Consider the following 21,943-nt stretch of genomic DNA (forward strand, 5'->3'; position numbering starts at 1 on the left):
GGAACGAAGAACCCATGATGGACATGACAGTGGAACAAGCCGCCCGGGCCGTCGACGGCAGGCTGCTGGACCCGGGACAGGCCCGGATCGGACGGCTGGTCACCGCGGTGACGACCGACTCGCGCGACGTGGCGACCGGCTCCCTGTTCGTCGCCATCGCCGGGGAGCACGTGGACGGCCACGACTTCGTGGCGACGGCCGCGTCCGCCGGAGCGGTGGCCGCGCTCGTCGACCATCCGCTGCAGGACGTGGACATCGCGCAGATCGTCGTGCGGGACACCGTGCAGGCGCTGGGCGCCGTGGCCGCGGCGAACCTGCGCATGCGCCGTGCCTCTGCAGCCCCCTTCACCATCGTCGGCATCACCGGTTCGGTGGGCAAGACCACCACCAAGGACCTGTTGGCCGTCCTGCTGGGCAGCCTGGGACCCACGATCGCACCCCAGGGGTCCTTCAACAACGAGATCGGCCTGCCGCTGACCGCCTGCCGCGTGGATGCGGACACGCGCTTCCTGGTGGCGGAGATGGGCGCGAACCACCTCGGCGAGATCGCCGGTCTGACCCGCATCGCGCCTCCGGACATCGCGATCGTGCTCAAGGTGGGCGTGGCCCACCTGGGCGAGTTCGGTTCCGTGGAACACATCGCCCAGGCGAAGGGCGAGCTGGTGCGTGGCCTGGTCAACGATGGCGTGAGCATCCTCAACGCGGACGACGGGCGCGTGGCCGCCATGGCCCGCCTGACCCCGGGGAAGCTCATCTGGTTCGGCAAGGAGCATGCGCAGGCGCACGACGGGGATGATTACGTGGCGGCCGATGACATCGTCCTGGGCGACGACGGCCACCCGCGCTTCCGCCTGGTCGACAATGGCGGCGTGGACGTCGCCGTCACCCTGGGACTGGTCGGGTCACACAACGTGATGAACGCGCTGGCCGCTGCCGCTGCGGCCCGTTGGCTGGGCGTGCCGCTGGAACGCGTCGCCTCCCTGCTCTCCTCGGTGCATTCCATCAGTCCGCACCGCATGGCCGTCGGCCAGGTCGTGGACGGCGATGCGCGCTTCACCCTCATCGACGATTCCTTCAACGCGAATCCCGATTCCATGAAGGCCGGACTGCGCGGCCTCATGGCATGGCACGCGCAGGAGCCCGCACAGCCGTACCGCGTGGCCGTGCTCGGTGCCATGCTCGAGCTGGGAGGCGACGAGCAGGAGGCACACCGCACGGTCGGCGCGGCGGCTGCCGAGCTGGGGGTCGACGCCGTCATCGCAGTCGGCTCGCGGCAGGACGCGCACCTGCAGTCCCTGGCACAGTGCATCGCCGATGGCGCCGCCGCGGCCGGGGGATGTACGGTGTCCTGCGTACGGGCCACGGACGACGCGCGCGCGGCGGTGCGCGCACTCAACGCGGCCCACCCCGACATGGCGGTACTGCTCAAGGGATCGCATGCCTCGGGCCTGAGCGACCTCGCCGACGAATGGGACGCCCGGGGATGACCGACGTGACGGCCCCGGAACACAACGCAACAGCAATCCACGGATACGCTACGAATAGGAGAACCTCAAGGTGATCGCCCTCATCATTGGCATCCTGGTCTCGCTCATCGTGACCATGGTCGGCACCCCCGTGCTGATCCGAGTGGTGCACAAGCTCAACTACGGACAGTACATCCGCCAGGATGGCCCCCAATCCCACCAGGTCAAGCGAGGCACGCCGACCCTGGGCGGCGTGGTCATCGTCCTGGCCGTGCTGTGCGGCTGGGGCGCCTCGGCGCTCTACCGATACTGCTCGCATGGCATGGTCCCCTCCTGGACGGCGATTCTCACCCTCTTCGCCATGGCCTCCATGGGGCTGCTCGGGTTCATCGACGACTTCGCCAAGGTGCGCAAGAAGCAGAACGAGGGCCTGACGGTCCACGGCAAGTTCATCGGACAGTTCATCTTCGCCACGATCTACGCGGTGCTGGCGCTCCTGCTGCCCACCAAGTCGGGTTACCCCAGTGCGCAGGCGGGCGTGAGCTTCATCGAGACGCCGTTCTTCAGCTTCGACTTCGCGGGCAGGGCGGTGTCCATCATCCTCTTCGTGGTGTGGGTGAACTTCCTCATGGCGGCGTGGACGAATGCCGTGAACCTGTCCGACGGCCTTGACGGGCTGTGTGCGGGATCCTCGATGATCGCCTTCGCCGGCTACGCCATCATCGCCTTCTGGGAGAGCTACCACCTCAAGGGCGGCAGCGAGGGCGGCTTCACCTACAGCGTCTCCGACCCGATGGACCTGACCATCATCGCCTGCTGCGCCGCCGTGGCCTGCCTGGGCTTCCTGTGGTACAACTGCAACCCCGCCTCGATCTTCATGGGCGACACCGGATCGCTGGCGTTGGGAGGCCTGTTCGCCGCCATGTCCATCGCCACCCACACCGAGTTTCTCGCCATCATCCTCGGCGGCCTCTTCGTGGTCGAAGCCTGCAGCGACGTCATCCAGGTGGGCTATTTCAAGGTCACGCACAAGCGCGTGTTCAAGATGGCGCCGATCCACCACCATTTCGAACTGTGCGGCTGGACCGAGAGCAAGGTCGTCGTGCGGTTCTGGATGATCGAGCTCATGATGGTGCTCATCGGCCTGGTGGTCTTCTACTCGGACTGGGCGGCGCGTTCGGGGCTGCTGCTCGGCTGACGGGCGTGCATGCCGTGCCGCGACGGCATCGGCGACGGATACAGGCATAAGGAATCTCAAGGACTAAGGACAGGAACATGGACAAGGATCTGGCGGACAGCACGGTACTCATCGCAGGTTTGGGCATATCAGGCAGGGGCATGGCACAGGTGCTCGACGGCCGCGACCGCGCCACCCTCACCGTGGACGAGGGCAAGCAGGACGCCGACCTGCACTCCTTCGACCAGGTCGACTGGAAGGACATCGACCTGGTGTGCACGTCGCCCGTGTTCAACCCGCGCACGCCGTTCATCCTCGAGGCACGGTCGCGCTCCATTCCCGTGATCAGCGAGGTGGAGCTCGCGTGGCGCATGCGCGTGGACAATGCCCGCACCGGCTGCCCGGCTCCTTGGATCGGCATCACCGGCACCAACGGCAAGACGTCCACCACGGAGATGGTCTCCGCCATGCTCACCGCCTGCGGCCTGGTGGCCCCCGCCGTCGGCAACATCGGCAAGTCGGTGTCGCTGGCCGCGCTTGACCCGGACAATGACGTGCTGTGCGTGGAACTCAGCTCCTTCCAGCTGCATTTCACGGATTCCCTGCAGCTCCAGGCCGCCACGATCACGAACATCGCGGCCGACCATCTCGACTGGCACGGGGGCATGGAACGCTATGCGCAGGACAAGGCGAAGGTCTTCGACGGCGCGCGCGCCGTCATCGCCTACAATGCCCAGGATGCGCGGGTGAGCGAACTGGCCCGTGAGGCGCGCACGCAGGAGGGATGCGTCCATGTGGGCTTCACGCTGGAACGCCCGCAGGAAGGACAGATCGGCGTCGAGGACGGTTGGATCGTCGACCGCAGCGGCCTGCTGGGGGCGCCCGTCGCCGACCATCACCGCATCGCGGCGCTCACCGACTTCCCGTACCTGTGCGAGCCCGACGGCACGGTCTATCCGCACCTGCTCGCGGACGCGTTGACCGCGCTGGCGCTCGTGGCGTCGATGGACGTCGACATGCAGGTCGCACTGGATGCCCTGCGCCGCTTCAAGCCCGGCGGCCACCGCATCGAGGAGGTGGCACGGCTGGGGGAAGGGCCTCTCACCATCCGCTTCGTGGATGATTCCAAGGCCACGAACGCGCATGCCGCCCGCGCCTCCCTGTCCAGCTTCGCACCCAAGTCGGTGGTCTGGATCGTGGGCGGACTGGCCAAAGGTGCCCGTTTCGAGGACCTGGTGCGCGAGGAGCGCGACCAGCTGCAGGGCGTCGTGGTGATCGGCAAGGACCAGGAACCCTTCGAACAGGCCCTGCGCTCGCAGGCACCCGAGGTGCCGGTGCGCATCATCGACCCGCAGGATAACGCCACGGTCATGGAGCGTGCCGTCGAGGCGGCAGGCACCATGGCCCATGAGGGCGACGTGGTGCTCATGGCGCCGGCCTGCGCATCGATGGACCAGTTCGCGTCCTACGCGGACCGCGGCGACCAGTTCGCCGCGCATGCACGTGCCTGGGTGGCGGCGCATGGCCGGGACTAAGCGCAAGCCCCGCTCCGCTTCGTCGCGCGGCAGCGTGGAAGGCAGCCCCAAGCCCTACGCCGTGCGCACGCGTTCCGTGAAGGCAACGCCGCGCAAGGCCGGCAAAACCGAGGCGAACGAAGAGGACTTCTCACGGTACACCGGGTGGCGCATGCTGCTCAACCCCATCTGGTGCTACCACGGCTTTGTCTGCGCGGTGGCGATCCTCACGGTCTTCGGCGTGGTCATGGTCTTCTCCAGCTCGTCCGTGACCATGGTCTCCGCCGGCCTGTCGCCCTGGCGCCAGGCCATCTCGCAGGGCACCTTCGCCCTGGTGGGCATCGTGGCCTTCGCCGTGGCCTTCATCATGCCCTATCGCAGGTACGAGAAGCCGCGCATCCTGCGTTTCCTCGTCGCCGTTGCGCTTTTCCTGCAGTTTCTTACCCTCACGAAGCTCGGCATCGACGTCAACGGCAACCGCGGCTGGATCGGCGTCGGATCGCTCACCTTCCAACCTGCCGAGCTGCTCAAGCTGGTGCTGTGCGTCGCCCTGCCCGTCGAGCTGCTGCGTGCCAGGCGGCGCGTCCACGCCACCCCGGTGCAGCGCTACGCCTTGGTGGTCGTCGCCTACGTGCTGGCACTGGCACTGGTGATCGGCGGCAGGGACCTGGGAACCGGCATCATCCTCGTCTTCATCGGCGTGGTGGCGTTCTGGGCCTGCGACTTCCCGCGCAAATGGCTGCGCCTGGCCGCCCTGGCCGTGGCGGTCGGGGTCGTGCTGCTGGCCGTGCTGAGCCCCAACCGCATGCAGCGCATCCTCGCCACCTACCAGGGCTGCGCCAGCGGTGACGAACAAGGCACCTGCTACCAGTCAATCCACGCGAACTACGCCATGGCTTCCGGCGGCCTCTTCGGCGTGGGCATGGGCAACTCGCGCGAGAAATGGAACTACCTGCCCGAGGCGCACAACGATTTCATCTACGCCATCATCGGCGAGGAAACCGGCTTCGTGGGTGCCGCAATCGTGCTGCTGCTCTTCGTGGTGCTGGCATGGTGCCTCATCGTGGTGGCCTGCCAGATGCCGAACCGCGCCTGTGCTGCCTCCCTGCTGTGCTTCACCGTCTGGCTGGTGGGCCAGGCCATGATCAACATGGCGGTGGTGCTCGGGCTTCTGCCGGTGATGGGCGTACCATTGCCCTTCGTCTCGGCAGGCGGTTCGTCGCTCGTCATGTGCCTGACCGCGGCAGGCGTGTGCATGAGCATGATGAAGGAACAGCCGCAGATCAAGGCGTCGCGCGCCAAGGCATGAGCGCGCCGGGGACTGCACGACGGACAATGCGAGACGAAGAGACTATGAGACCAAGGAACGAGGGCATGATGGCAACCAGCACACCACGAACGATCATCCTGGCCGGAGGCGGCACCGCCGGCCATGTCAACCCGCTGCTGGCGGTGGCGGACGCCATCACCGCGCGGGACCCGCAGGCCGAGGTCATCGCCCTGGGCACCGAGGTCGGCCTGGAGGCGGACCTCGTGCCGCAGGCCGGGTACGAACTGTCCACCATCGAGAAGGTGCCCTTCCCCCGGCGGCCCGATATGGCCGCCTTGCGTTTCCCCATGCAATGGCACCGGGAACGCACCAAGGTGCGCCAACTGATCGAGGAACGCCATGCCTGCATCGTGGTGGGATTCGGCGGCTACGCCTCCGCGCCCGCTTACTCGGCCGCCCACCATGAGGGCATCCCAGTGGTGATCCACGAGCAGAATGCACGCGCCGGCATGGCCAACAGGCTCGGCTCACGGTGGGCGGCCTTCATCGGGACCGCCTACGAAGGTACCGGGCTGCGGCCGGCCAAGGGTGGTCGGATCGAGCGCGTGGGGCTGCCCCTGCGGCCCGCCATCGCCCAGCTCGCCGGCCGGCTGCAGCAGGACCGTGACGCCACCAGGCGTGCCAATGCCCAGGAACTGGGCCTCGACCCCGACCGTCCCATCGTGGTGGTCACCGGCGGCTCGCTCGGCGCCGTCAGCCTCAACCGGGCCGTCGCCGCCAACGCCGGCACCTTGCTCGCGCACGCACAGGTCGTGCATCTGACCGGCAGGGGGAAGATCGACGAGGTACGCGACCTCGTGGCCTCTTCCGCCGGACCGGATGCCGTCACCGGCCTCGGCGAGGGCTCCGAGCCGGGTCGCGACTATCACGCCGTGCCCTACCTCGAGCGCATCGACAAGGCCTTCGCCTGCGCCGACCTGGTGGTCTGCAGGTCCGGTGCGGGTACCGTCAGCGAACTGACCGCGCTGGGACTGCCCGCAGTGTACGTGCCGCTGCCCATCGGCAACGGCGAACAACGCTACAACGCCAAGCCGGTGGTCGATGCCGGCGGCGGCATCATGGTCGACGATGCCGACTTCACCGCGGAATGGGTCGGCGAGCACATCCCGCCGCTGCTCGCCGACCGTGACCGACTGCGTACCCTGGGCGACCGGGCATGGCAGTACGGCATCCGCGACGCCGCCGACCGTATGGCACGGCGTATCCTCGACCTTATCGACGAACCGACCAGTACCAGGAGCGAACAGTGAGCGAAGCAGCAATCATCCTTGACCCGACCGTCGCGGGCTTCGGCGCCGAAGAAGGTGCCGAAGGACTCGGGGCCACCCATTTCATCGGCATCGGGGGAGCGGGCATGAGCGTCCTCGCCGAGATGCTGCACCAACGGCAGGTTCCCGTGGACGGTTCGGACCGCGAACCCAGCGCCAAGACGGAGCGTCTCATCGCCCTGGGCATCCCCGTGCAGTTCGGCCAGCAGGCAGCCAACGTCAACGGCCAGGACGTCGTCGTGTACTCCAGCGCCATCAAGTCGGACAACCCCGAGATCGTGGCCGCCGCGGCGCAGGGGGCGCGCATCGTGCACCGATCCGACATCCTCGACCTGCTCATGCGCGGCAAGCGGGCGGTCACCGTCGCCGGCGCCCATGGCAAGACGACCACCAGCTCCATGCTCGCCCACATCCTCACCCAGGGCGGCACCGGCAGCCTCGCCGACCCCAGCTACGCCATCGGCGCCTCCATCCAGGGGCCCGACGGCTCCACCGTGGACGGTGGCCATGCAGGCACCTCCGCCGTGCTCGTCGCCGAGGCCGACGAATCGGACGGCAGCTTCCTCAAGTACCATCCGAGCATCGCCATCATCACCAACGCGGAACCCGACCACCTCGACCATTACGGCAGTGCCGAGGCCTATCACCAGGCCTTCGTCGAGCATGCAGGACACGCCCGTGACCACGTGATCGTCTGCGTGGACGATCCCGGAGCCCTGGAGGTGCTGCGGCACCTGCCGGCCGACGTGGCCACACGGGCCATCGCCTACGGCACCGCAGACCCCGATGCCCTGGGTGACCTCCACGGCGCACGGTTCGTGCAGATCGTCGCCGAGCACGAACAGGAGGGCACCGGCACCGAGGCTTTCACGCTGCGGATTCCCGCGGCCCTCGCCGGCGGCGACGCCCCCCTGGACCTGCCGGTCGACCTGGCCGTGCCGGGACTGCACAACGCACGCAATGCCACGGCGGCCGTGCTGGCTGCAATCTGCCTGGGCATGGACCCGCATCAGGCAGCCGGTGCGGTGTCCGGCTTCCTGGGCGCCTCGCGGCGGTTCCAGATCCGCGGCACCGTGAACGACGTGACCGTCGTGGACGACTACGCGCACCATCCCACCGAGATCGCGGCGCTTCTCGATGCGGCACGCCGACGCTACCCGCGGGCGCGCCTCCACGTGCTCTTCCAGCCGCACCTGTTCTCGCGCACCAAGTTCTTCGCCGACCAGTTCGCCCAGGCGCTCTCGATGGCTGACGACGTGATCGTGACTGGCATCTTCCCAGCCCGCGAGCGCCAGGAAGACTATCCGGACATCACGGCGGCCACCATCGTCGAGGCCGCTGCGCCGGCGGCCGGCGCGGCCATGCACGCCGTCGACGACATGGCGGTGGCGGCCCAGATGATCGCGCTCCGCGCCGAACCCGGCGACGTGGTGCTTACGGTGGGTGCGGGCGACATCACCCGCATGGGATCCGTCATCCTCCACGTGCTGGAAGCGCATTTCGCGGACAGGGACTGACGATGGCGGGACGTACGATCAGCTCGAACCCCTCGGACAAGGATGCGGGGAAGGACGGCCACCGGGGGCGCACCGTGCACTCCGGTTCCGACCATGGCCGCACGGATCACGTGGATTCCCGGAAGACGACCTCCAGGACGGCGTCGGGCAGTGCCGGGCCAGGCACCCGGCAGGTGCGTGCCATGGCCGGACATCCCACGACGGGTGAAAGCGACGCCGTGGCGTCGCCGTCGGCACCGCGCACCGCGCGGTCCACGGATGCGAAGCCCAATGGGCGCCGTTTCCACTTGGAGATGCAGAAGGCGAAGCCAGCCGAGGAACGGGGAGGGGAAAGCAAGGAGGCCGCACGGTTTTCTCTGGCGCGTGTGAAACTCGCCATGAAACACGAGGTGCGTCGCCCCCGCATCGTGCAGGAACCCGAAACCGGCATGAGCAAGCCTGGTTCCTTCGTCGATGCCCGGCGTCTGCCCAGCGAGGACGTGGTTGCCAAGACCCTCCAGGAGACCAACGGCAGCATCGGCGTGGCCACCAGGCCCAAGGTGGTGGACTTCACGGCACGCCAGAAGGAGCGCCGCAAGGCGAACATGCGCTACATCGTGCGCAATGCCGCGATCGTCGTTGGAGTGCTCGTCGTCCTGGGGTTCCTGGCATGGTTCCTCTTCCTGTCTCCCGCGTTCCGGCTCGAGCAGGACCGGATCAGCGTCGAGGGCGCCAACGAGTGGGTCAGCAGCGAACAGGTCATGGACATCGCGGACCGGCAGGTCGGCAAGTCGCTGCTTCTGGTGTCGGACGGCGCCATCGAGCGGGGACTGCGCGACATCCCCGGCGTCTCCGAGGCCAAGGCCAGCAAGCAGTTCCCCAATGGGCTGACGGTGTCCATCGTGGCGCAACGCCCCGCTGCCATGCTCAAGGCAAAGGACGGGACCCTGACCGCCGTCGACAGCCAGGCGCGCATCCTCAACTCGGTGAGCGACCAGTCGGTGGAGGGCATCCCCGTCATCGAGGTGGACGACGCCACCCAGGCGGTCAAGGGACGCGCCATCAAGTCGGCCGTCACCATCCTGGACGCGCTGCCTGAATCACTGCGCGGGCAGGTCACGTCCGTCTCGGCGGCCACCCAGGATTCCATCGCCACCATCTTCGCGAACGGCATCACCGTGACCTGGGGCGACGACAGCGACCTCAAGCTGAAGATGGCCATCGCGGACAAGATCATGAACGACCCCAAGGTGATCGGCGACAAGAAGGAGATCAACGTCTCTGCCACGTCGCGGCCCATCATCAAGTAGGGGAGAGGCAACGAAAAGGGCCACCCGGCTGATGCCGGGTGGCCCTTTTCCCATCGTGGAGCCGCGGGGGATCGAACCCCGGTCCGGTGACCGCACCCTCGTCCTTCTACGTGCGTAGTCTGCTGGCCATAAGGCGATTTATCGGCTCCCACCGATGTCGCAGACTACTGGTGGCGAGCCTAGCCGCAGTGCGATGTCCCCGCACTGCCCTGCAGTGCAGCGGTGCGGGTAAGTCTTCAAACGACGCTCAGCATCTCCCCGAAGACACGGGAGAGTGAACGGAGCGGCTGCTCACTGGTTAGATCCTGATGAAATCAGGCAGCGAGAGCGAACTCAGTGCGATTGGATTTAGCACTTATTTTTATTACAGAGCACATCACGAGCGGACTCTGCATTCTCGGCACGCTTCTCCGAAGCGAACAGGTCACCGTCGAAACCAAATCGGCCCCGATTATGTTGTCAAACACATCCGGTACAAGACCGGACTTTTCAATATAGCACCCGAGGGCGCGTTACGCAAGGCCGAGTTCGTCGCTGTCGAAGACGATCGTCACGGGGCCGTCGTTCACCAGGTCGACCGACATATGTGCGCCGAAGCGCCCCTCGCGCACCGTCAGCCCCTGTGCGCGCAGTGCCTCGTCGAAGGCGTGCCACAGTTCCTCGGCCCGGGCCGGTTCCATGGCGCGTACGAAGCTCGGGCGGTTGCCCTTGCGCACATTGCCGTAGAGCGTGAACTGCGAGACGGACAGCACCTCGCCGTGCACGTCGTCGATGGAGAGGTTCATCCTGCCGCCGGCGTCGTCGAAGATGCGCAGCTTGGCGATCTTGCGGGCGATCCACTCGCCCTGCCCCGCCGTGTCGCCTTCCGCGAGGCCGATGAGCAGTACATAGCCCGCGCCGATGGACTGCGGGGTGAACGAGGCATCCGGTTGACCGGATGCCTCGTCGAGGACGGTGACGGTGGCATGGCTGACTCGCTGCAGGATGACTCTCATGGGCCACTACCGTAGCAGCCGGGCTGCCGCCGCGGCTTACTTGCCCGCCTGCTCCAGGTAGTCGGGCATCTGCTTGGGGTACTCGGGCCATGCGCCGTGCTGCGTGCACACGTAGGCCGCGGTGTTCACGGCGGTGCGGTGCGCCAGCCCCATGGAGTCGCCCAGGAGCAGGCGGCCGGTGAAGGTGCCGGAGAAGGAGTCGCCGGCTCCGACGGTGTCGACGACGTCGACGCGCGGGGTGGCCAGCGTGGAGATCTCGCCGTCGGCCGCCATAATCGTGCTGAAGGTGGCGCCGCCAGTGAGGATCAGGTAGCGCAGCCCGAACTCCTCGATGAACCAGCGGCACGCCTCCTCGTCGCTGGTGTCCTCGATGCCGAACATGCCGCGCAGAAGCAGCAGTTCCTCGTCGTTGATCTTGAAGACGTTCGCGTAGCCGAGCATCTCCTCGATGAGCTCCTTGGAGTACATGTCGCCACGTAGGTTGATGTCGAAGAAGCACAGGGCGGAGTCCTTGACGTGCTTGAGCAGCTCGACGATGGTGGCGTGCGACTCGGGGGAGCGCAGAGCGAGCGTGCCGAAGCAGACGGCGTCGGCCTGCTCGACGATGTCGATGAGCTGGCGCGTGTAGGAGATGTGGTCCCAGGCGACGTTCTCGACGATGGTGTATTCGGGGATGCCGTTCTTGAGGGCGACCTCGACGGTGCCGGTCGGCCACGCGTTGCGCTGGAGGATGGCGTGGATGCCGGCCTTCTGTGCCTCGATGGCGAGTTCGTCGCCCAGGTCGTCCTGGCCGACGGCGCTGATGGAGTAGCCTTCGGCGCCGTTCATCATGGCGTGGTAGGCGAAATTGACGGGGGCGCCGCCGGCGCGCTTGCCGGTGGGCAGCATGTCCCAGAGCAGTTCCCCGAGGGATACGACGATTGGCTTGCCCATGGTGGGTACCTTCTTCCTTGTCGGTTGTGTGTGGTTGTGGGTGACTGGTGTCAGGAGCGCGCCAGCAGGCTGGGGTGCTCCAACAGGTGGGTGATGGCCACGGCCGCCGCGCCGGTGACGGCGGCGTCTGTGGGCAGTTCGGACAGCGTGACCTCGGTGGCTGCCGCGAGTTCGGGGATGGCGCGTTCGTCGAGGACGGCGCGGATGGCGTCAAGCAGCGGTTCGCCGGCCTGGGCGAGGATGTCGCCGACGACGATGCGGGACGGGTTGTAGGCGTTGACGATGGTGACCGCCCCGTAGCCGACGACGGTGCCGACGCCGGCGATGAGCGCGCGTGCTTCGGCGTTGCCGGCGGCGGCGCGCTCGCACAGTGCCGCGAAGGCCTGGCGATGGCTGAGCGATGCACTGTGCGAGACGAGGCCGGAGGCGTCGATGTCGTCGTGCACGGCCACGGCGGAACAGTACCGTTCGAGGCAGCCGACGTTGCCGCATTCGCAGGGCCGTCCGGCCACGTCGATGCTGATGTGGCCGATCTCGGTGGCCGCCCCGTCGGCGCCGTCGACGATGGCGCCGTGCTCGATGACGCCTAGGCCGACGCCTTCGCCGAGCAGGTAGTAGGCGAGGCTGTCGGCGCCAGGACCGGGGGAGAAGAGCTGCTGGGCGAGGGCGCCGGCGCGGGCGTCCTGCTCAATGAGGACGGGGACGGCGAAGGCGTCGGCGAATTCGGCCGGGAAGTTCACGCTGCGCCACTGCTGCATGGAAGAGACGACGGCGGTGTGGCCGCGCGACTTGAGATAGGGCCCCGGCACGGCCATGCCGATGGCGAGGATGGCCGGGGCGGCATCCATCAGGGCATGGATGCGTTCGTGGATGAGCTGCAGCGTCGCCTCGATGCCGGATTCGTCCACGGGCGGCAGCTCCTCCATGGAGAGGGCGTGCCCGGACAGGTCGAAGACGCCGATCTCGACGAGGGAGCGGGCGAACTTGACGCCGATGACATGGGATTGCGCGGTGTCCAGGGCCACGCCGATGGAGCGGCGGCGGGACGTGCCTGCCATGTCGCCGGTTTCGTGGAGGACGCCTTCGTCGATGAGACGGGCCGTGATCTTGGTGATGGCGGCCGGGGTGAGGCCGAGTGCCTTGGCGATCTGCGCGCGCGAGTCGACGCCGTGCCGGTAGAGATGCCGCACGATGCGGGCACGGTTGACTTCGGCCGTGGCGTTGGTGCCGGTGTCGCTGGCCATGGGCACCTCCTCGTGTCCGGCGATATGAAGCGTTTGATTAACGTAGTTCATATATTAACCAAGTTAATCAATAGGGGCAAGCCGCGACACGCCGTGGAATGCCATGGCTGTCTCCATCGGATGCATCCTTGCCCGGGGAGTGCCGGACCGACGCGGCAGCGGACCCGCAATCTCATCATGCGGACCGGTGGCCACAAACGGAGTCGACACCCGTGGAACCCTGTATTTGCAAGGCATGAGGCAACGATGACGGGTTCAGGCACAGGGGAATCGTGCATTGACCGAAATCTGCAGGAAACGCGTCCGGCCGACAATCCCGACCTGTACCGCAGGCAATGCCTGCGCAGGGAATTGAGGAACCCGAGAAGAAAGAGAGCCACCAGTGAAGAACAGCACGAAGCTCATTGCCGCCGTCGCCACCCTGGCGACGGTCGCGTCCCTGGCCGCGTGCGGCGGGGTGAAGGACGATGCCGCCACGGCAGAGGCGGCGGACGCCATCATGATCGGCACCACCGACAAGATCATGTCGCTCGACCCGGCCGGTTCGTACGACAACGGCTCCTACGCCGTGCAGATCCAGGTGTTCCCGTTCCTGTACGCACAGGACTACAACAACGCCGAGCTGTCCCCGGACATCGCCGCCGACGACGGCACGTGGAGCGACGACGGCAAGCAGTTCACCGTCAAGCTCAAGAGCGGCCTGAAGTGGGCCAACGGCCACACGCTCGACTCGAAGGACGTCAAGTTCTCCTACGACCGCATCAACACCATCAACGACCCCAACGGCCCCAGCTCGCTGCTGGCCAACATCGACTCCATCGAGACCCCGGACGCCGAGACCGTGGTGTTCAACGCCAAGGTCCCCTATGACGTCACCCTCAAGCAGGTCATGAGCTCGCCCGCCGGCCCCATCGTGGACGACGAGGTCTTCGCCGCGGACCAGGTCACCGACGCCGACACCATCGTCTCCGCCAACGCCTTCGGCGGTCCCTACACGCTCACCGCATTCAAGCTCAACGAAGCGCTGAGCTACGCGAAGAACGACGCCTACCAGGGCCTGACCCCCGCCCAGAACGACGCGGTGCAGGTCAAGTACTTCGCCGACCCGTCCAACCTCAAGATGGCCGTGGAGCAGGGACAGGTCGACGTGGCCCATCGCTCGCTGACCCCCACTGACATCGCCGACCTCGAGAAGAACGACAAGGTCAAGGTCGTCAAGGGCCCCGGCGGCGAGGAACGCCTCTTGGTCTTCAACTTCAAGCTGCAGCCCTTCGGCGAGTCCCAGGCCGATGCCGACGCCGACAAGGCCAAGGCCGTGCGCCAGGCCGTCGCCAGCCTCATCGACCGCCAGGAGATCTCCGAGAAGGTCTACAAGGGCACCTACACCCCGCTGTACTCCTACATCCCCGACGGCCTGGTCGGCCACGAGGACACCCTCAAGGAAACCTACGGCAAGGACGGCAAGCCCGACGCCGACCAGGCCGCCAAGATCCTCAAGGACGCCGGCGTGTCCACCCCGGTCGATCTCAAGCTGCAGTACAATGGCGACCACTACGGCACCAGCTCCGCCGACGAATACGCAGCCATCAAGTCCCAGCTCGAGGACGCCGGCCTGTTCAAGGTGGATCTCCAGCAGACCGAATGGACCCAGTACAACAAGGAACGCGTCGTGACCGACGACTCCGACGGCTCCTACCCGCTCTACCAGCTGGGATGGTTCCCGGACTACTCCGACCCGGACAACTACCTGTCCCCGTTCTTCCGCGACGGCAACTTCGTCAACAACGGCTACAAGGACACTGAGGTCAACGACCTGATCGTGCAGCAGGCCGGCATGGAGGACGAGGCCAAGCGTGAGGACACCCTCAAGCGGATCCAGAAGCTCGAGACCGAGGACCTGTCCACCATCCCGCTGCTGCAGGGCAACCAGGTGGCCGTCACCGGCGCCAACGTCAAGGGCGTCGTGCTCGACCCCTCCTTCCGCTTCCGCTACGCGTCCGTCACCAAGGACTGACGCCACCGACTGGCAGTGACGGTGCCCGCGACGCCCATGGCAGGCGCGCGGGCACCCTCCCGTTTTCCCATGACCACAACCACATCCATCCATCCCTGACCGGAAGGAGAGGCCGATGTCACAGGCCGCCACGGCGGAGGAACCCGCCGTATCCCAGGCCGCGCCCAAGGCCCACCGGAACCGATTGTCCGCCGGATTCTTCAAGTTCGTGCTCGGTCGGTTCCTGCTCATCATCCCTACCGTGTTCATCCTCGTGACCATCGTGTTCTTCGTCATGCGCGCCACCGGTGACCCCATCTCGGCGGCCATGGGCGGCCGCCTCACCCCCGAGGAACTGCAGCGGCGCATCCACGCGGCCGGCTACGACCGTCCTCTCGTCGTGCAGTACGGCGAATACCTGGGCGGCCTGCTGCACGGTGACCTGGGCACCACGCTCACGGACAACCAGCCAGTCATCCAGATCCTCGTACGCTACGGCGCCGCCACCCTCGAACTCGCCATTCTCGCCCTCGTCGTCGCCCTCATCGTGGGCATCGGCCTGGGGCGGGTCGCAGCACGCCACCGCGACCACGCCACCGACGCCGGCGTACGGCTCTTCGCCATCCTGTGCTATGCCACGCCCGTGTTCTTCCTCGGTCTGGTGCTCAAGCTCGTCTTCTCCGTCGCCCTGGGGTGGCTGCCCAGTTCCGGCCGCTCCTCGCTGGCCTCGGAGATGCAGTTCTCCCGCCTGGTCTCGCCCACCGGCCTGTACATCGTCGATGCCCTCCAGTTGGGCGACACCCAGGTCCTGGGCGACGTGCTCATGCACGCGGTCCTGCCCGCGCTCGCCCTCGGCCTGCTGACCGCCGGCGTGTTCATCCGCCTGGTGCGCACCAACGTGATCTCCACCTACAATGCCGGCTACATCGAGGCCGCCCGGTCCCGCGGCGTGGGGGAGAAGCGCCTCATGGGCAAGCATGCGTGGCGCCCCGCACTCATCCCCATCATCACGGTCATGGGCATGCAGATCGCGCTGCTGCTGGCCGGCGCCGTGCTCACCGAGACGACCTTCGAATGGAAGGGACTGGGCTTCATGCTCTCCAACTACCTCAAGGCGCGCGACTTCGTGGCGGTGCAGGGCATCGTCATCCTCATCGCCGTCATCGTCTCCGTGGTCAATTTCATCGTGGACGTCATCAGCGCGCTCATCGACCCGAGAGTGAGGTACTGACATGAGCGAAAGCACCGAGAACCGCGTCGGCGTGCCCGGCGACGCCCGGCTGGAGGGGCTGCGCATCGCCAAGCCCGACAGCCGGCTGTCCAAGCTGCCCGTCATCCGTGACCTCAAGGTCGCCGTCGGCTGGCAGAAGGCCATGCTGATCACCGGATTGGTCATCACCGGTTTCTTCCTGCTCGTGGCCATCTTCGCCCCCTGGATCGCGCCCTACGGATACGCACAGATCAAGGGGGAGGACGGCGTGCCCTTCCCGGCCCAGGCGGCGCCCAGCACCGAGCACATCTGGGGCACCACGGTAGGCGGCTTCGACGTCTTCAGCCGCACCGTGTGGGGTGCGCGCACCGCCGTCATCGCCATCGTGGTGGCCGTGCTGCTGTCCATCTTCGCGGGCGTCTTCCTCGGTCTGGTCTCCGGCTGGTTCGGCGGCTGGTTCGACCGCGTGTGCGTGGTGATCGCGGACGCCATCTACTCGTTCCCGTCGCTGCTGCTGGCCATCCTCATGGCCATCATGATCTCGGGCGGCCAGTCGAGCCTGTGGGGCGGCATCCTCGCTTCCGGCATCTCCATCACCGTGGTCTACATCCCGCAGTACTTCCGCACCATCCGCGCCGAGGTCATCCGCATCAAGTCGGATGCGTACATCGAATCCGCCAAGGTCGTGGGCGCCTCCACCCCGCGCATCCTGGGGCGCCACCTGCTGCGCAACTCCACGCGCACGCTGCCGGTGATCCTCACCCTCAACTCCTCCGAGGCCATCCTCACGCTGGCCGGCCTGGGCTTCCTGGGCTTCGGCATCGAACCCACCGCGGCAGCGGAATGGGGATACGACCTCAACCGCTCGGTCGCGGACGTGACCGCCGGCATCTGGTGGACCGCCGTGTTCCCCGGCATGGCCATCGTGCTCATCGTGCTGGGCATCACCCTGATCGGCGAATCGCTCAACGACCTGGCCGACCCGCGCCTGCGCGCACGCAAGTCCGCCGGCGAGGTGGTCGGTTCCATCGAGGACACCTCCGTGGACCCCACCGAGCGGCCGAACAACGACAACCCGGTCGTGGAGGAATACATGGCCACCCAGGATCCGGAGGTCGCCGTGCTGGCACGCACGATCCCCGACGAATCGCGAGGAGTGATCAAGGATGACTGACAACGCCAGACAACCCCAGGCCGAGGACCTGGGCGACAACCTCGTGGACGTGCACGGCCTGTCCGTGTCGTTCATGACGGATGCGGGGCCCATCAAGGCCATCGACGGCATCGACTTCACCATCCCCAAGGGCACCATCGTGGGCGTGGTCGGCGAATCCGGTTCCGGCAAGTCCGTGACCGCCCGCTCCATCATCCGCCTGCTGCCCGAGACGGCCACCACCGCAGGCGCCATCTACCTCAAGGCCGACGGCAGCGAGGGACTCGACGTGCTGGCCACGACCGGCGACGAACTGCGTCGCCTGCGCGGCGGCGAGGCGGCCATGGTCTTCCAGGAGCCCAACTCGGTGCTCAACCCGGTGTACACCATCGGCTGGCAGATCGAGGAAGGCCTGCGCGCCCACGGCATGAAGGACAAGAAGGAGCGGCGTGCGAAGGCCGTCGAGATCCTCGAGAAGGTCGGCATCCCCGACGCCGCAACCCGCGTGGACTACTATCCGCACCAGTTCTCCGGCGGCCAGAAGCAGCGCATCGTGATCGCCATGGCCCTGGTGCTCAACCCCGGCCTCATCCTGGCCGACGAACCCACCACCGCGCTGGACGTGACCGTGCAGGCCGAGATCCTCGAACTGCTGCGCCTGGCCCGGGACGAGTTCGGCGCCTCCGTCCTCATCATCACGCACAACATGGGCGTCGTGGCGGACCTGGCGGACCAGGTCGTGGTCATGTACCGCGGCCATGTCGTCGAACAGGGCACCGTGGACCAGGTCTTCTACCACCCCCAGGCCGACTACACCAGGAAACTGCTGGCAGCCGTGCCGCGCATCGGCCAGCGCCTCGTGGTACGCGACGCCGCAGGACAGGTCATCGAGCGCAAGGTCGACTGGCGTGAGGAACCCGTCGTCGTCGAGGCGAAGGACCTGCAGATCACCTACCCCGGCCGCTTCATGCAGCCGGACTTCAAGGCCGTGGACGGCATCGACTTCGAGATCCACCGCTCCGAAGTGCTCGGCCTGGTGGGCGAGTCGGGATCCGGCAAATCCACCACCGGTCGCGCCATCGCCGGCCTGCAGAAGGTCTCCGGCGGCTCCCTCAAGGTGCTGGGCGTGGAGATGAACGGTGTCAGGGAACGGCAGTTCAAACCCAAGCGCGCGGACATCGGCTTCGTCTTCCAGGACCCGGGCAGCTCCTTCGACCCGCTCATGACCATCCTCGAGAACGTGGCAGAGCCGCTCATCGTGCACGGCAGGTACCCGACGGCCGCGGCGGCCCGCAAGGAAGTCGGCGAGCTGCTCGAGCTCGTCCAGCTGCCCAAGGCGTACCTCAACCGCTACCCCCACGAACTGTCCGGCGGCCAACGACAGCGTGCCTCCCTGGCGCGTGCCCTGGCCCTCAGGCCCAGCCTGCTCATCGCCGACGAACCCACCAGTGCGCTCGACGTGAGCGTGCAGGCCAAGGTGCTCGAACTGTTCAAGACCCTGCAGGTGGAGATCGGATTCGCCTGCCTGTTCATCACGCATGACCTGGCAGTAGTGGACATGCTCGCCGACCGCATCATGGTGATGCACCGCGGGCGCATCGTGGAACATGGCGATGCCAACGAGATTATGCGGCATCCGCAGGACCCCTACACGCGCAAGCTGCTGGCCTCCCTGCCGGTGCCCGATCCGCGCGAACAGCGCCGACACCGAGAGGAACTGCACGCCCTGCTCGCCGACGAGGCGAGTACGGCTTGATATGCCTGATACGGGGAGTCCCTCCTGCTAGAAATCTTTCGTGATATTTCTAGCAGGAGGGACTCCCCGTATCAGGCATATCAGGACACGGCATTGCCATGTCCGCATTCACTCCGAGAGGTGCTCCGTGGAGGCGGACAGGATCCATTGCGGCTTGTCGCCGTCGGTGCCGGGCTTGTCCATGCCGATGGAAGCGCGGCTCTCCTCCTCGGGGTTCATGAGGATCTTCACCACTTCGGCAGCCACGGACTTGCGGGAGGCTTCGGTGCCGCGGAACAGCTCGCCCTTGGCGGTGGTCTCGTAGTCCACCTCGTCCTTGTCGGTCAGCCATGCCGGACGGATGATGGTGTAGTCGAGGTCGGATTCCTCGATGCGGTCGGCGGCCTTGCGGTAGTTGTCCAGGTAGTCGCCCAGCTCACGTGCGTTCCAGGCGCCGAACTCGCCGGGGACCTCGCCGTAGATGCCCAGGGAGGAGATCCACACCAGGCGCTTGATGCCCGCCTTGTCCATGGACTCCACGACGGCCTTCGCCATCGGCACGATGTCCTCGCTGGATCCCTTGTTGGGGCCGAGGTTCGCGTAGACCTCGTCGGCGCCGGCGATGGCCTCGGACACGTCGTCCGGGTTCTTCGCGTCGCCGGTGAACACGGTCACGCGCCCGTTGTTCAGGATCGACTCGGGAAGTTCGTTGTCGGTGTGCATGAACAGGTTCAGCTTGACGTCGCTCTGCTCGAGCAGCATGGTCTCCGCAATGCGCGCAATGCGTCCGTTCGCTCCCAGGATGGCAATGGTCTTCATAGGTTTCACCTCGTATCGTATAGTTCCCGGTCCCTCGGCCGGTTCAGCGGAACCGGTCGGCGCCGTCCACGGTGAACTGGGCATGTGCATTGCCGGCTGCCCGATGCCGCAGGTAGTCGCGTACGGCGGCGATGCGCTGCACGGAGCTTTCCGTCACCGGGACAGGAAGATCGCCCGGAGCGAACCAGCCGACGGACGTGCTTTCGTCGTCCGCCACCCGCGGCTCGTCGTCCGCACCGTCCGCCAGCTGCGCGAGGAACAGGTGGTCCATGTACCAGGTGCGGTCGCCGTTGGGGTAGGTCATGAGCTCATGGTCGGACTTGACGGCCACCAGGTCGGTGACCTCGATGGCCAGGCCGGTTTCCTCCATGGCTTCGCGCACCAGGGTGTCCGCCGGGTCCTCGCCGGGTTCCACGATGCCCGACACCAGCGCCCACTTGCCGTTGTCGGCACGCTGCTCGAGCAGGAGCATGCCGTCGTCGCGCACGATGCAACCGGAGACGCCCATGAGCCACAGCGGGGCATGGCCGACCTTGTCGCGCAGTTCGAGGATGAACTCAGGCGTCGGCATGCGCACCTTCCTTCGCCATGGCCGCCATCCAGGCCTCCACGTCGTCGATCTGCTTGGGGATGCCCGCGGAGATCCATTCGGGACCGTCCTCGGTCATGAGCACGTCGTCCTCGATGCGGATGCCGATGCCGCGGTACTCCGGCGGGATCATGAGGTCGTCCTCGCGGAAGTACAGGCCCGGCTCGATCGTGAAGATCATGCCCGGACGGATCTCGGCGCCCTGGTAGGATTCGTAGCGTGCCTGCGCGCAGTCGTGCACGTCGAGGCCCAGGTGATGGGCGACGCCGCACGCGAGCCAACGGCGGTGCTGCTGGCCCTCGGGGGAGAGGGACTCCTCCACATCCACCGGCAGGATGCCCCAGTCATGCAGGCGCTCGGCGATGACGCGCATGCAGGCGTGGTGGATGTCCGAATAGGTCGCGCCCGGCCTGGCGGCCTCGAAGCCGGCCTGCTGGGAGTCGAGCACCGCCTGGTAGAGCTTCTTCTGGAAGTCGGTGAACCTGCCGCTCGTGGGGAAGGTGCGCGTGATGTCCGCCGTGTACAGGGAGTCGACCTCCACGCCGGCGTCAATGAGCAGCAGGTCGCCGCTCTCCACGGTGCCCGTGTTGCGCATCCAATGCAGGATCGGGGCATGCGGGCCGGAGGCGATGATCGTGTCGTAGCCAACCGTGTTGCCCTCCTCGCGGGAGACCGCGTTGAAGGCACCCTCGAGCATGCGTTCGGAACGCGGCTTGCCCAAGGCCTCGGGCAGCTTGCGCAGGATGTTGTCGAAGCCGTGCTTGGTGGCTTCCACCGCGCGGCGCACTTGCTCCACCTCGTAGTCGTCCTTCTCCATGCGTGCCTCGGAGGAGAACTCGTAGAGGCGGTCGTCGTCCGCGGCCGTCGCATCCGGGTCGTCGAAGCCGTGCTCGGCGCGCAGCCGATCGACCATGGCGGTGACGCCGGGGTCCACATTCGCGATGACGCGCAGGCGCACCGCGCCGGCCTCGGTACCGACGTCCTTGCCCAGGGCGTCCTCCAGTTGTGCAAGATCGTGGGTCTCGATGCCCGTCATCGCCGCCATCTCGTCCAGGCCGGCGCGCGGGCCTACCCAGTACTCGCCGTAGTGCGGGTCGTTGAAGAAGTCGGTGGTGTAGTGGTTCGCGCGCGGCGCCACGAACAGCTGCGGCGTATGGCCGTCGGCAGTCGGGTCGAGCACGAGCACGGAGCCGGCCTCATAGTCCTGCCCCAGGCCCGTGTAGTAGCTGAAGGCGCTGTCCGGGCGGAACATGTAGTCGCAGTCGTTGTTGCGCACCTTCGGCTGGCCTGCCGGGATCACCAGCCGTTCTCCCGGGAAGGCCTCGGAGAGCGCCTTGAGGCGCGCCGGCGTGTATGCGGCCGCCTCGAGACGCTCCACGGCGGGTTCGTCGTCGTCCCAGCCGGTGCTCATGAACTCCACGAAGGCCTCGGAGCGCGGGCGCAGCGACCGGTTGTTCACGCGGTCGCCCATCGGCTGGTCGTCACCGGGCGCGTTTGCCTCCTCGCGTGCCTCATACTGCTTGTCCTGCTGCGTGATCACTTCGCTCATGTGCTGTCCTTTCTGCTCGATGATGACGTCCTATTGCGCTCCATGGTAGTCCGGGAGAGGAAGAACTGCCCATTTGGGGGACAGACGAGGGCGGATGCTCAACGCGCAGGGTGAAAAGATGGATGATACAGGAAGCACATCAAGACGACATGCAGATTTCGT

17 protein-coding genes and 1 other RNA gene are annotated in these 21,943 nt (G+C 66.8%); 11 read left to right on the forward strand and 7 right to left on the reverse strand.

The window, feature by feature from the left end; genetic code table 11:
- The first annotated feature begins 14 nt into the window (after positions 1–14).
- The 7 genes from BCUN_RS00260 (at position 15) to BCUN_RS00290 (ending at position 9,561) form a co-directional block, all read left to right on the forward strand.
- Entirely contained in the window at positions 15–1,487 is a 1,473-nt protein-coding gene (locus BCUN_RS00260; protein WP_033514795.1) for a UDP-N-acetylmuramoyl-tripeptide--D-alanyl-D-alanine ligase, read from the forward strand.
- A gap of 70 nt (positions 1,488–1,557) precedes the next feature.
- Entirely contained in the window at positions 1,558–2,664 is a 1,107-nt protein-coding gene (gene mraY, locus BCUN_RS00265) for a phospho-N-acetylmuramoyl-pentapeptide-transferase (protein WP_033514797.1), read from the forward strand.
- A 77-nt stretch (positions 2,665–2,741) separates the two neighbouring features.
- Complete coding sequence (gene murD, locus BCUN_RS00270) at positions 2,742–4,178, forward strand: UDP-N-acetylmuramoyl-L-alanine--D-glutamate ligase (RefSeq protein ID WP_033514799.1); 1,437 nt, start codon at positions 2,742–2,744, stop codon at positions 4,176–4,178.
- Entirely contained in the window at positions 4,141–5,466 is a 1,326-nt protein-coding gene (locus BCUN_RS00275; protein ID WP_081895443.1) for a peptidoglycan glycosyltransferase FtsW, read from the forward strand. Before murD ends, BCUN_RS00275 begins: the two co-directional genes overlap by 38 nt.
- A gap of 68 nt (positions 5,467–5,534) precedes the next feature.
- Complete coding sequence (gene murG / locus BCUN_RS00280; RefSeq protein WP_033514905.1) at positions 5,535–6,737, forward strand: undecaprenyldiphospho-muramoylpentapeptide beta-N-acetylglucosaminyltransferase; 1,203 nt, start codon at positions 5,535–5,537, stop codon at positions 6,735–6,737.
- Positions 6,734–8,272: a UDP-N-acetylmuramate--L-alanine ligase gene (murC, locus tag BCUN_RS00285; protein ID WP_033514801.1), complete on the forward strand. Its 1,539-nt coding sequence runs from the start codon at positions 6,734–6,736 to the stop codon at positions 8,270–8,272. Before murG ends, murC begins: the two co-directional genes overlap by 4 nt.
- Positions 8,273–8,274: 2 nt before the next feature.
- The gene (locus BCUN_RS00290; protein ID WP_238552269.1) at positions 8,275–9,561 is read left to right on the forward strand and encodes a cell division protein FtsQ/DivIB; all 1,287 of its coding nucleotides are present in this window, start codon (positions 8,275–8,277) and stop codon (positions 9,559–9,561) included.
- 53 nt (positions 9,562–9,614) lie between these two features.
- Here BCUN_RS00290 and ssrA read toward each other — a convergent pair.
- From ssrA to BCUN_RS00305, 4 genes are all read right to left on the reverse strand, one after another.
- Positions 9,615–10,010, reverse strand: a transfer-messenger RNA (tmRNA) gene (gene ssrA, locus BCUN_RS11725).
- Positions 10,011–10,073: 63 nt separating this feature from the next.
- Complete coding sequence (gene dtd, locus BCUN_RS00295; RefSeq protein WP_033514803.1) at positions 10,074–10,556, reverse strand: D-aminoacyl-tRNA deacylase; 483 nt, start codon at positions 10,554–10,556, stop codon at positions 10,074–10,076.
- A 36-nt stretch (positions 10,557–10,592) separates the two neighbouring features.
- Positions 10,593–11,489, reverse strand: coding sequence for a carbohydrate kinase family protein (locus BCUN_RS00300; RefSeq protein ID WP_033514805.1), 897 nt, complete (start codon positions 11,487–11,489; stop codon positions 10,593–10,595).
- A gap of 50 nt (positions 11,490–11,539) precedes the next feature.
- Positions 11,540–12,733, reverse strand: coding sequence for an ROK family transcriptional regulator (locus BCUN_RS00305; RefSeq protein ID WP_033514806.1), 1,194 nt, complete (start codon positions 12,731–12,733; stop codon positions 11,540–11,542).
- A 382-nt stretch (positions 12,734–13,115) separates the two neighbouring features.
- Here BCUN_RS00305 and BCUN_RS00310 point away from each other — a divergent pair, with 382 nt between their 5' ends.
- From BCUN_RS00310 to BCUN_RS00325, 4 genes are all read left to right on the forward strand, one after another.
- A complete protein-coding gene (locus tag BCUN_RS00310; RefSeq protein ID WP_033514808.1) occupies positions 13,116–14,747 on the forward strand; it encodes an ABC transporter substrate-binding protein in 1,632 nt (543 codons plus the stop codon).
- Positions 14,748–14,862: 115 nt separating this feature from the next.
- Entirely contained in the window at positions 14,863–15,957 is a 1,095-nt protein-coding gene (locus BCUN_RS00315) for an ABC transporter permease (RefSeq protein WP_033514810.1), read from the forward strand.
- Position 15,958: 1 nt separating this feature from the next.
- The gene (locus BCUN_RS00320) at positions 15,959–17,110 is read left to right on the forward strand and encodes an ABC transporter permease (protein ID WP_033514812.1); all 1,152 of its coding nucleotides are present in this window, start codon (positions 15,959–15,961) and stop codon (positions 17,108–17,110) included.
- Complete coding sequence (locus tag BCUN_RS00325; RefSeq protein ID WP_033514814.1) at positions 17,103–18,845, forward strand: dipeptide ABC transporter ATP-binding protein; 1,743 nt, start codon at positions 17,103–17,105, stop codon at positions 18,843–18,845. Before BCUN_RS00320 ends, BCUN_RS00325 begins: the two co-directional genes overlap by 8 nt.
- Positions 18,846–18,953: 108 nt before the next feature.
- Here the strand turns inward: BCUN_RS00325 and BCUN_RS00330 are convergent, their stop codons facing one another.
- From BCUN_RS00330 to BCUN_RS00340, 3 genes are read right to left on the reverse strand one after another with little or no spacing between them, the layout of a single operon-like run.
- The gene (locus BCUN_RS00330) at positions 18,954–19,643 is read right to left on the reverse strand and encodes an NAD(P)H-binding protein (protein WP_033514816.1); all 690 of its coding nucleotides are present in this window, start codon (positions 19,641–19,643) and stop codon (positions 18,954–18,956) included.
- 43 nt (positions 19,644–19,686) lie between these two features.
- Positions 19,687–20,214 carry an NUDIX hydrolase gene (locus BCUN_RS00335; RefSeq protein ID WP_033514818.1) on the reverse strand — a complete coding sequence of 176 codons (528 nt, stop codon included), beginning with the start codon at positions 20,212–20,214 and terminating at the stop codon, positions 19,687–19,689.
- Positions 20,201–21,781, reverse strand: coding sequence for an aminopeptidase P family protein (locus tag BCUN_RS00340; RefSeq protein WP_033514820.1), 1,581 nt, complete (start codon positions 21,779–21,781; stop codon positions 20,201–20,203). The genes BCUN_RS00335 and BCUN_RS00340 overlap by 14 nt, the downstream gene beginning before the upstream one ends.
- Positions 21,782–21,943 lie beyond the last annotated feature (162 nt).

This window comes from Bifidobacterium cuniculi (assembly GCF_000741575.1).
Classification (GTDB): domain Bacteria; phylum Actinomycetota; class Actinomycetes; order Actinomycetales; family Bifidobacteriaceae; genus Bifidobacterium; species Bifidobacterium cuniculi.

Bases quoted from the DNA above. Each gene is read 5' to 3' on its own strand.
- BCUN_RS00325 (WP_033514814.1), top strand. From the start codon at position 17,103: ATGACTGACAACGCCAGACAACCCCAGGCCGAGGACCTGGGCGACAAC.
- BCUN_RS00260 (WP_033514795.1), top strand. From the start codon at position 15: ATGATGGACATGACAGTGGAACAAGCCGCCCGGGCCGTCGACGGCAGG.
- BCUN_RS00335 (WP_033514818.1), bottom strand. From the start codon at position 20,214: ATGCCGACGCCTGAGTTCATCCTCGAACTGCGCGACAAGGTCGGCCAT.
- murD (WP_033514799.1), top strand. From the start codon at position 2,742: ATGGACAAGGATCTGGCGGACAGCACGGTACTCATCGCAGGTTTGGGC.
- BCUN_RS00275 (WP_081895443.1), top strand. From the start codon at position 4,141: ATGCACGTGCCTGGGTGGCGGCGCATGGCCGGGACTAAGCGCAAGCCC.
- BCUN_RS00305 (WP_033514806.1), bottom strand. From the start codon at position 12,733: ATGGCCAGCGACACCGGCACCAACGCCACGGCCGAAGTCAACCGTGCC.
- BCUN_RS00315 (WP_033514810.1), top strand. From the start codon at position 14,863: ATGTCACAGGCCGCCACGGCGGAGGAACCCGCCGTATCCCAGGCCGCG.
- BCUN_RS00330 (WP_033514816.1), bottom strand. From the start codon at position 19,643: ATGAAGACCATTGCCATCCTGGGAGCGAACGGACGCATTGCGCGCATT.
- BCUN_RS00320 (WP_033514812.1), top strand. From the start codon at position 15,959: ATGAGCGAAAGCACCGAGAACCGCGTCGGCGTGCCCGGCGACGCCCGG.
- dtd (WP_033514803.1), bottom strand. From the start codon at position 10,556: ATGAGAGTCATCCTGCAGCGAGTCAGCCATGCCACCGTCACCGTCCTC.
- BCUN_RS00300 (WP_033514805.1), bottom strand. From the start codon at position 11,489: ATGGGCAAGCCAATCGTCGTATCCCTCGGGGAACTGCTCTGGGACATG.
- BCUN_RS00340 (WP_033514820.1), bottom strand. From the start codon at position 21,781: ATGAGCGAAGTGATCACGCAGCAGGACAAGCAGTATGAGGCACGCGAG.
- BCUN_RS00290 (WP_238552269.1), top strand. From the start codon at position 8,275: ATGGCGGGACGTACGATCAGCTCGAACCCCTCGGACAAGGATGCGGGG.
- murG (WP_033514905.1), top strand. From the start codon at position 5,535: ATGGCAACCAGCACACCACGAACGATCATCCTGGCCGGAGGCGGCACC.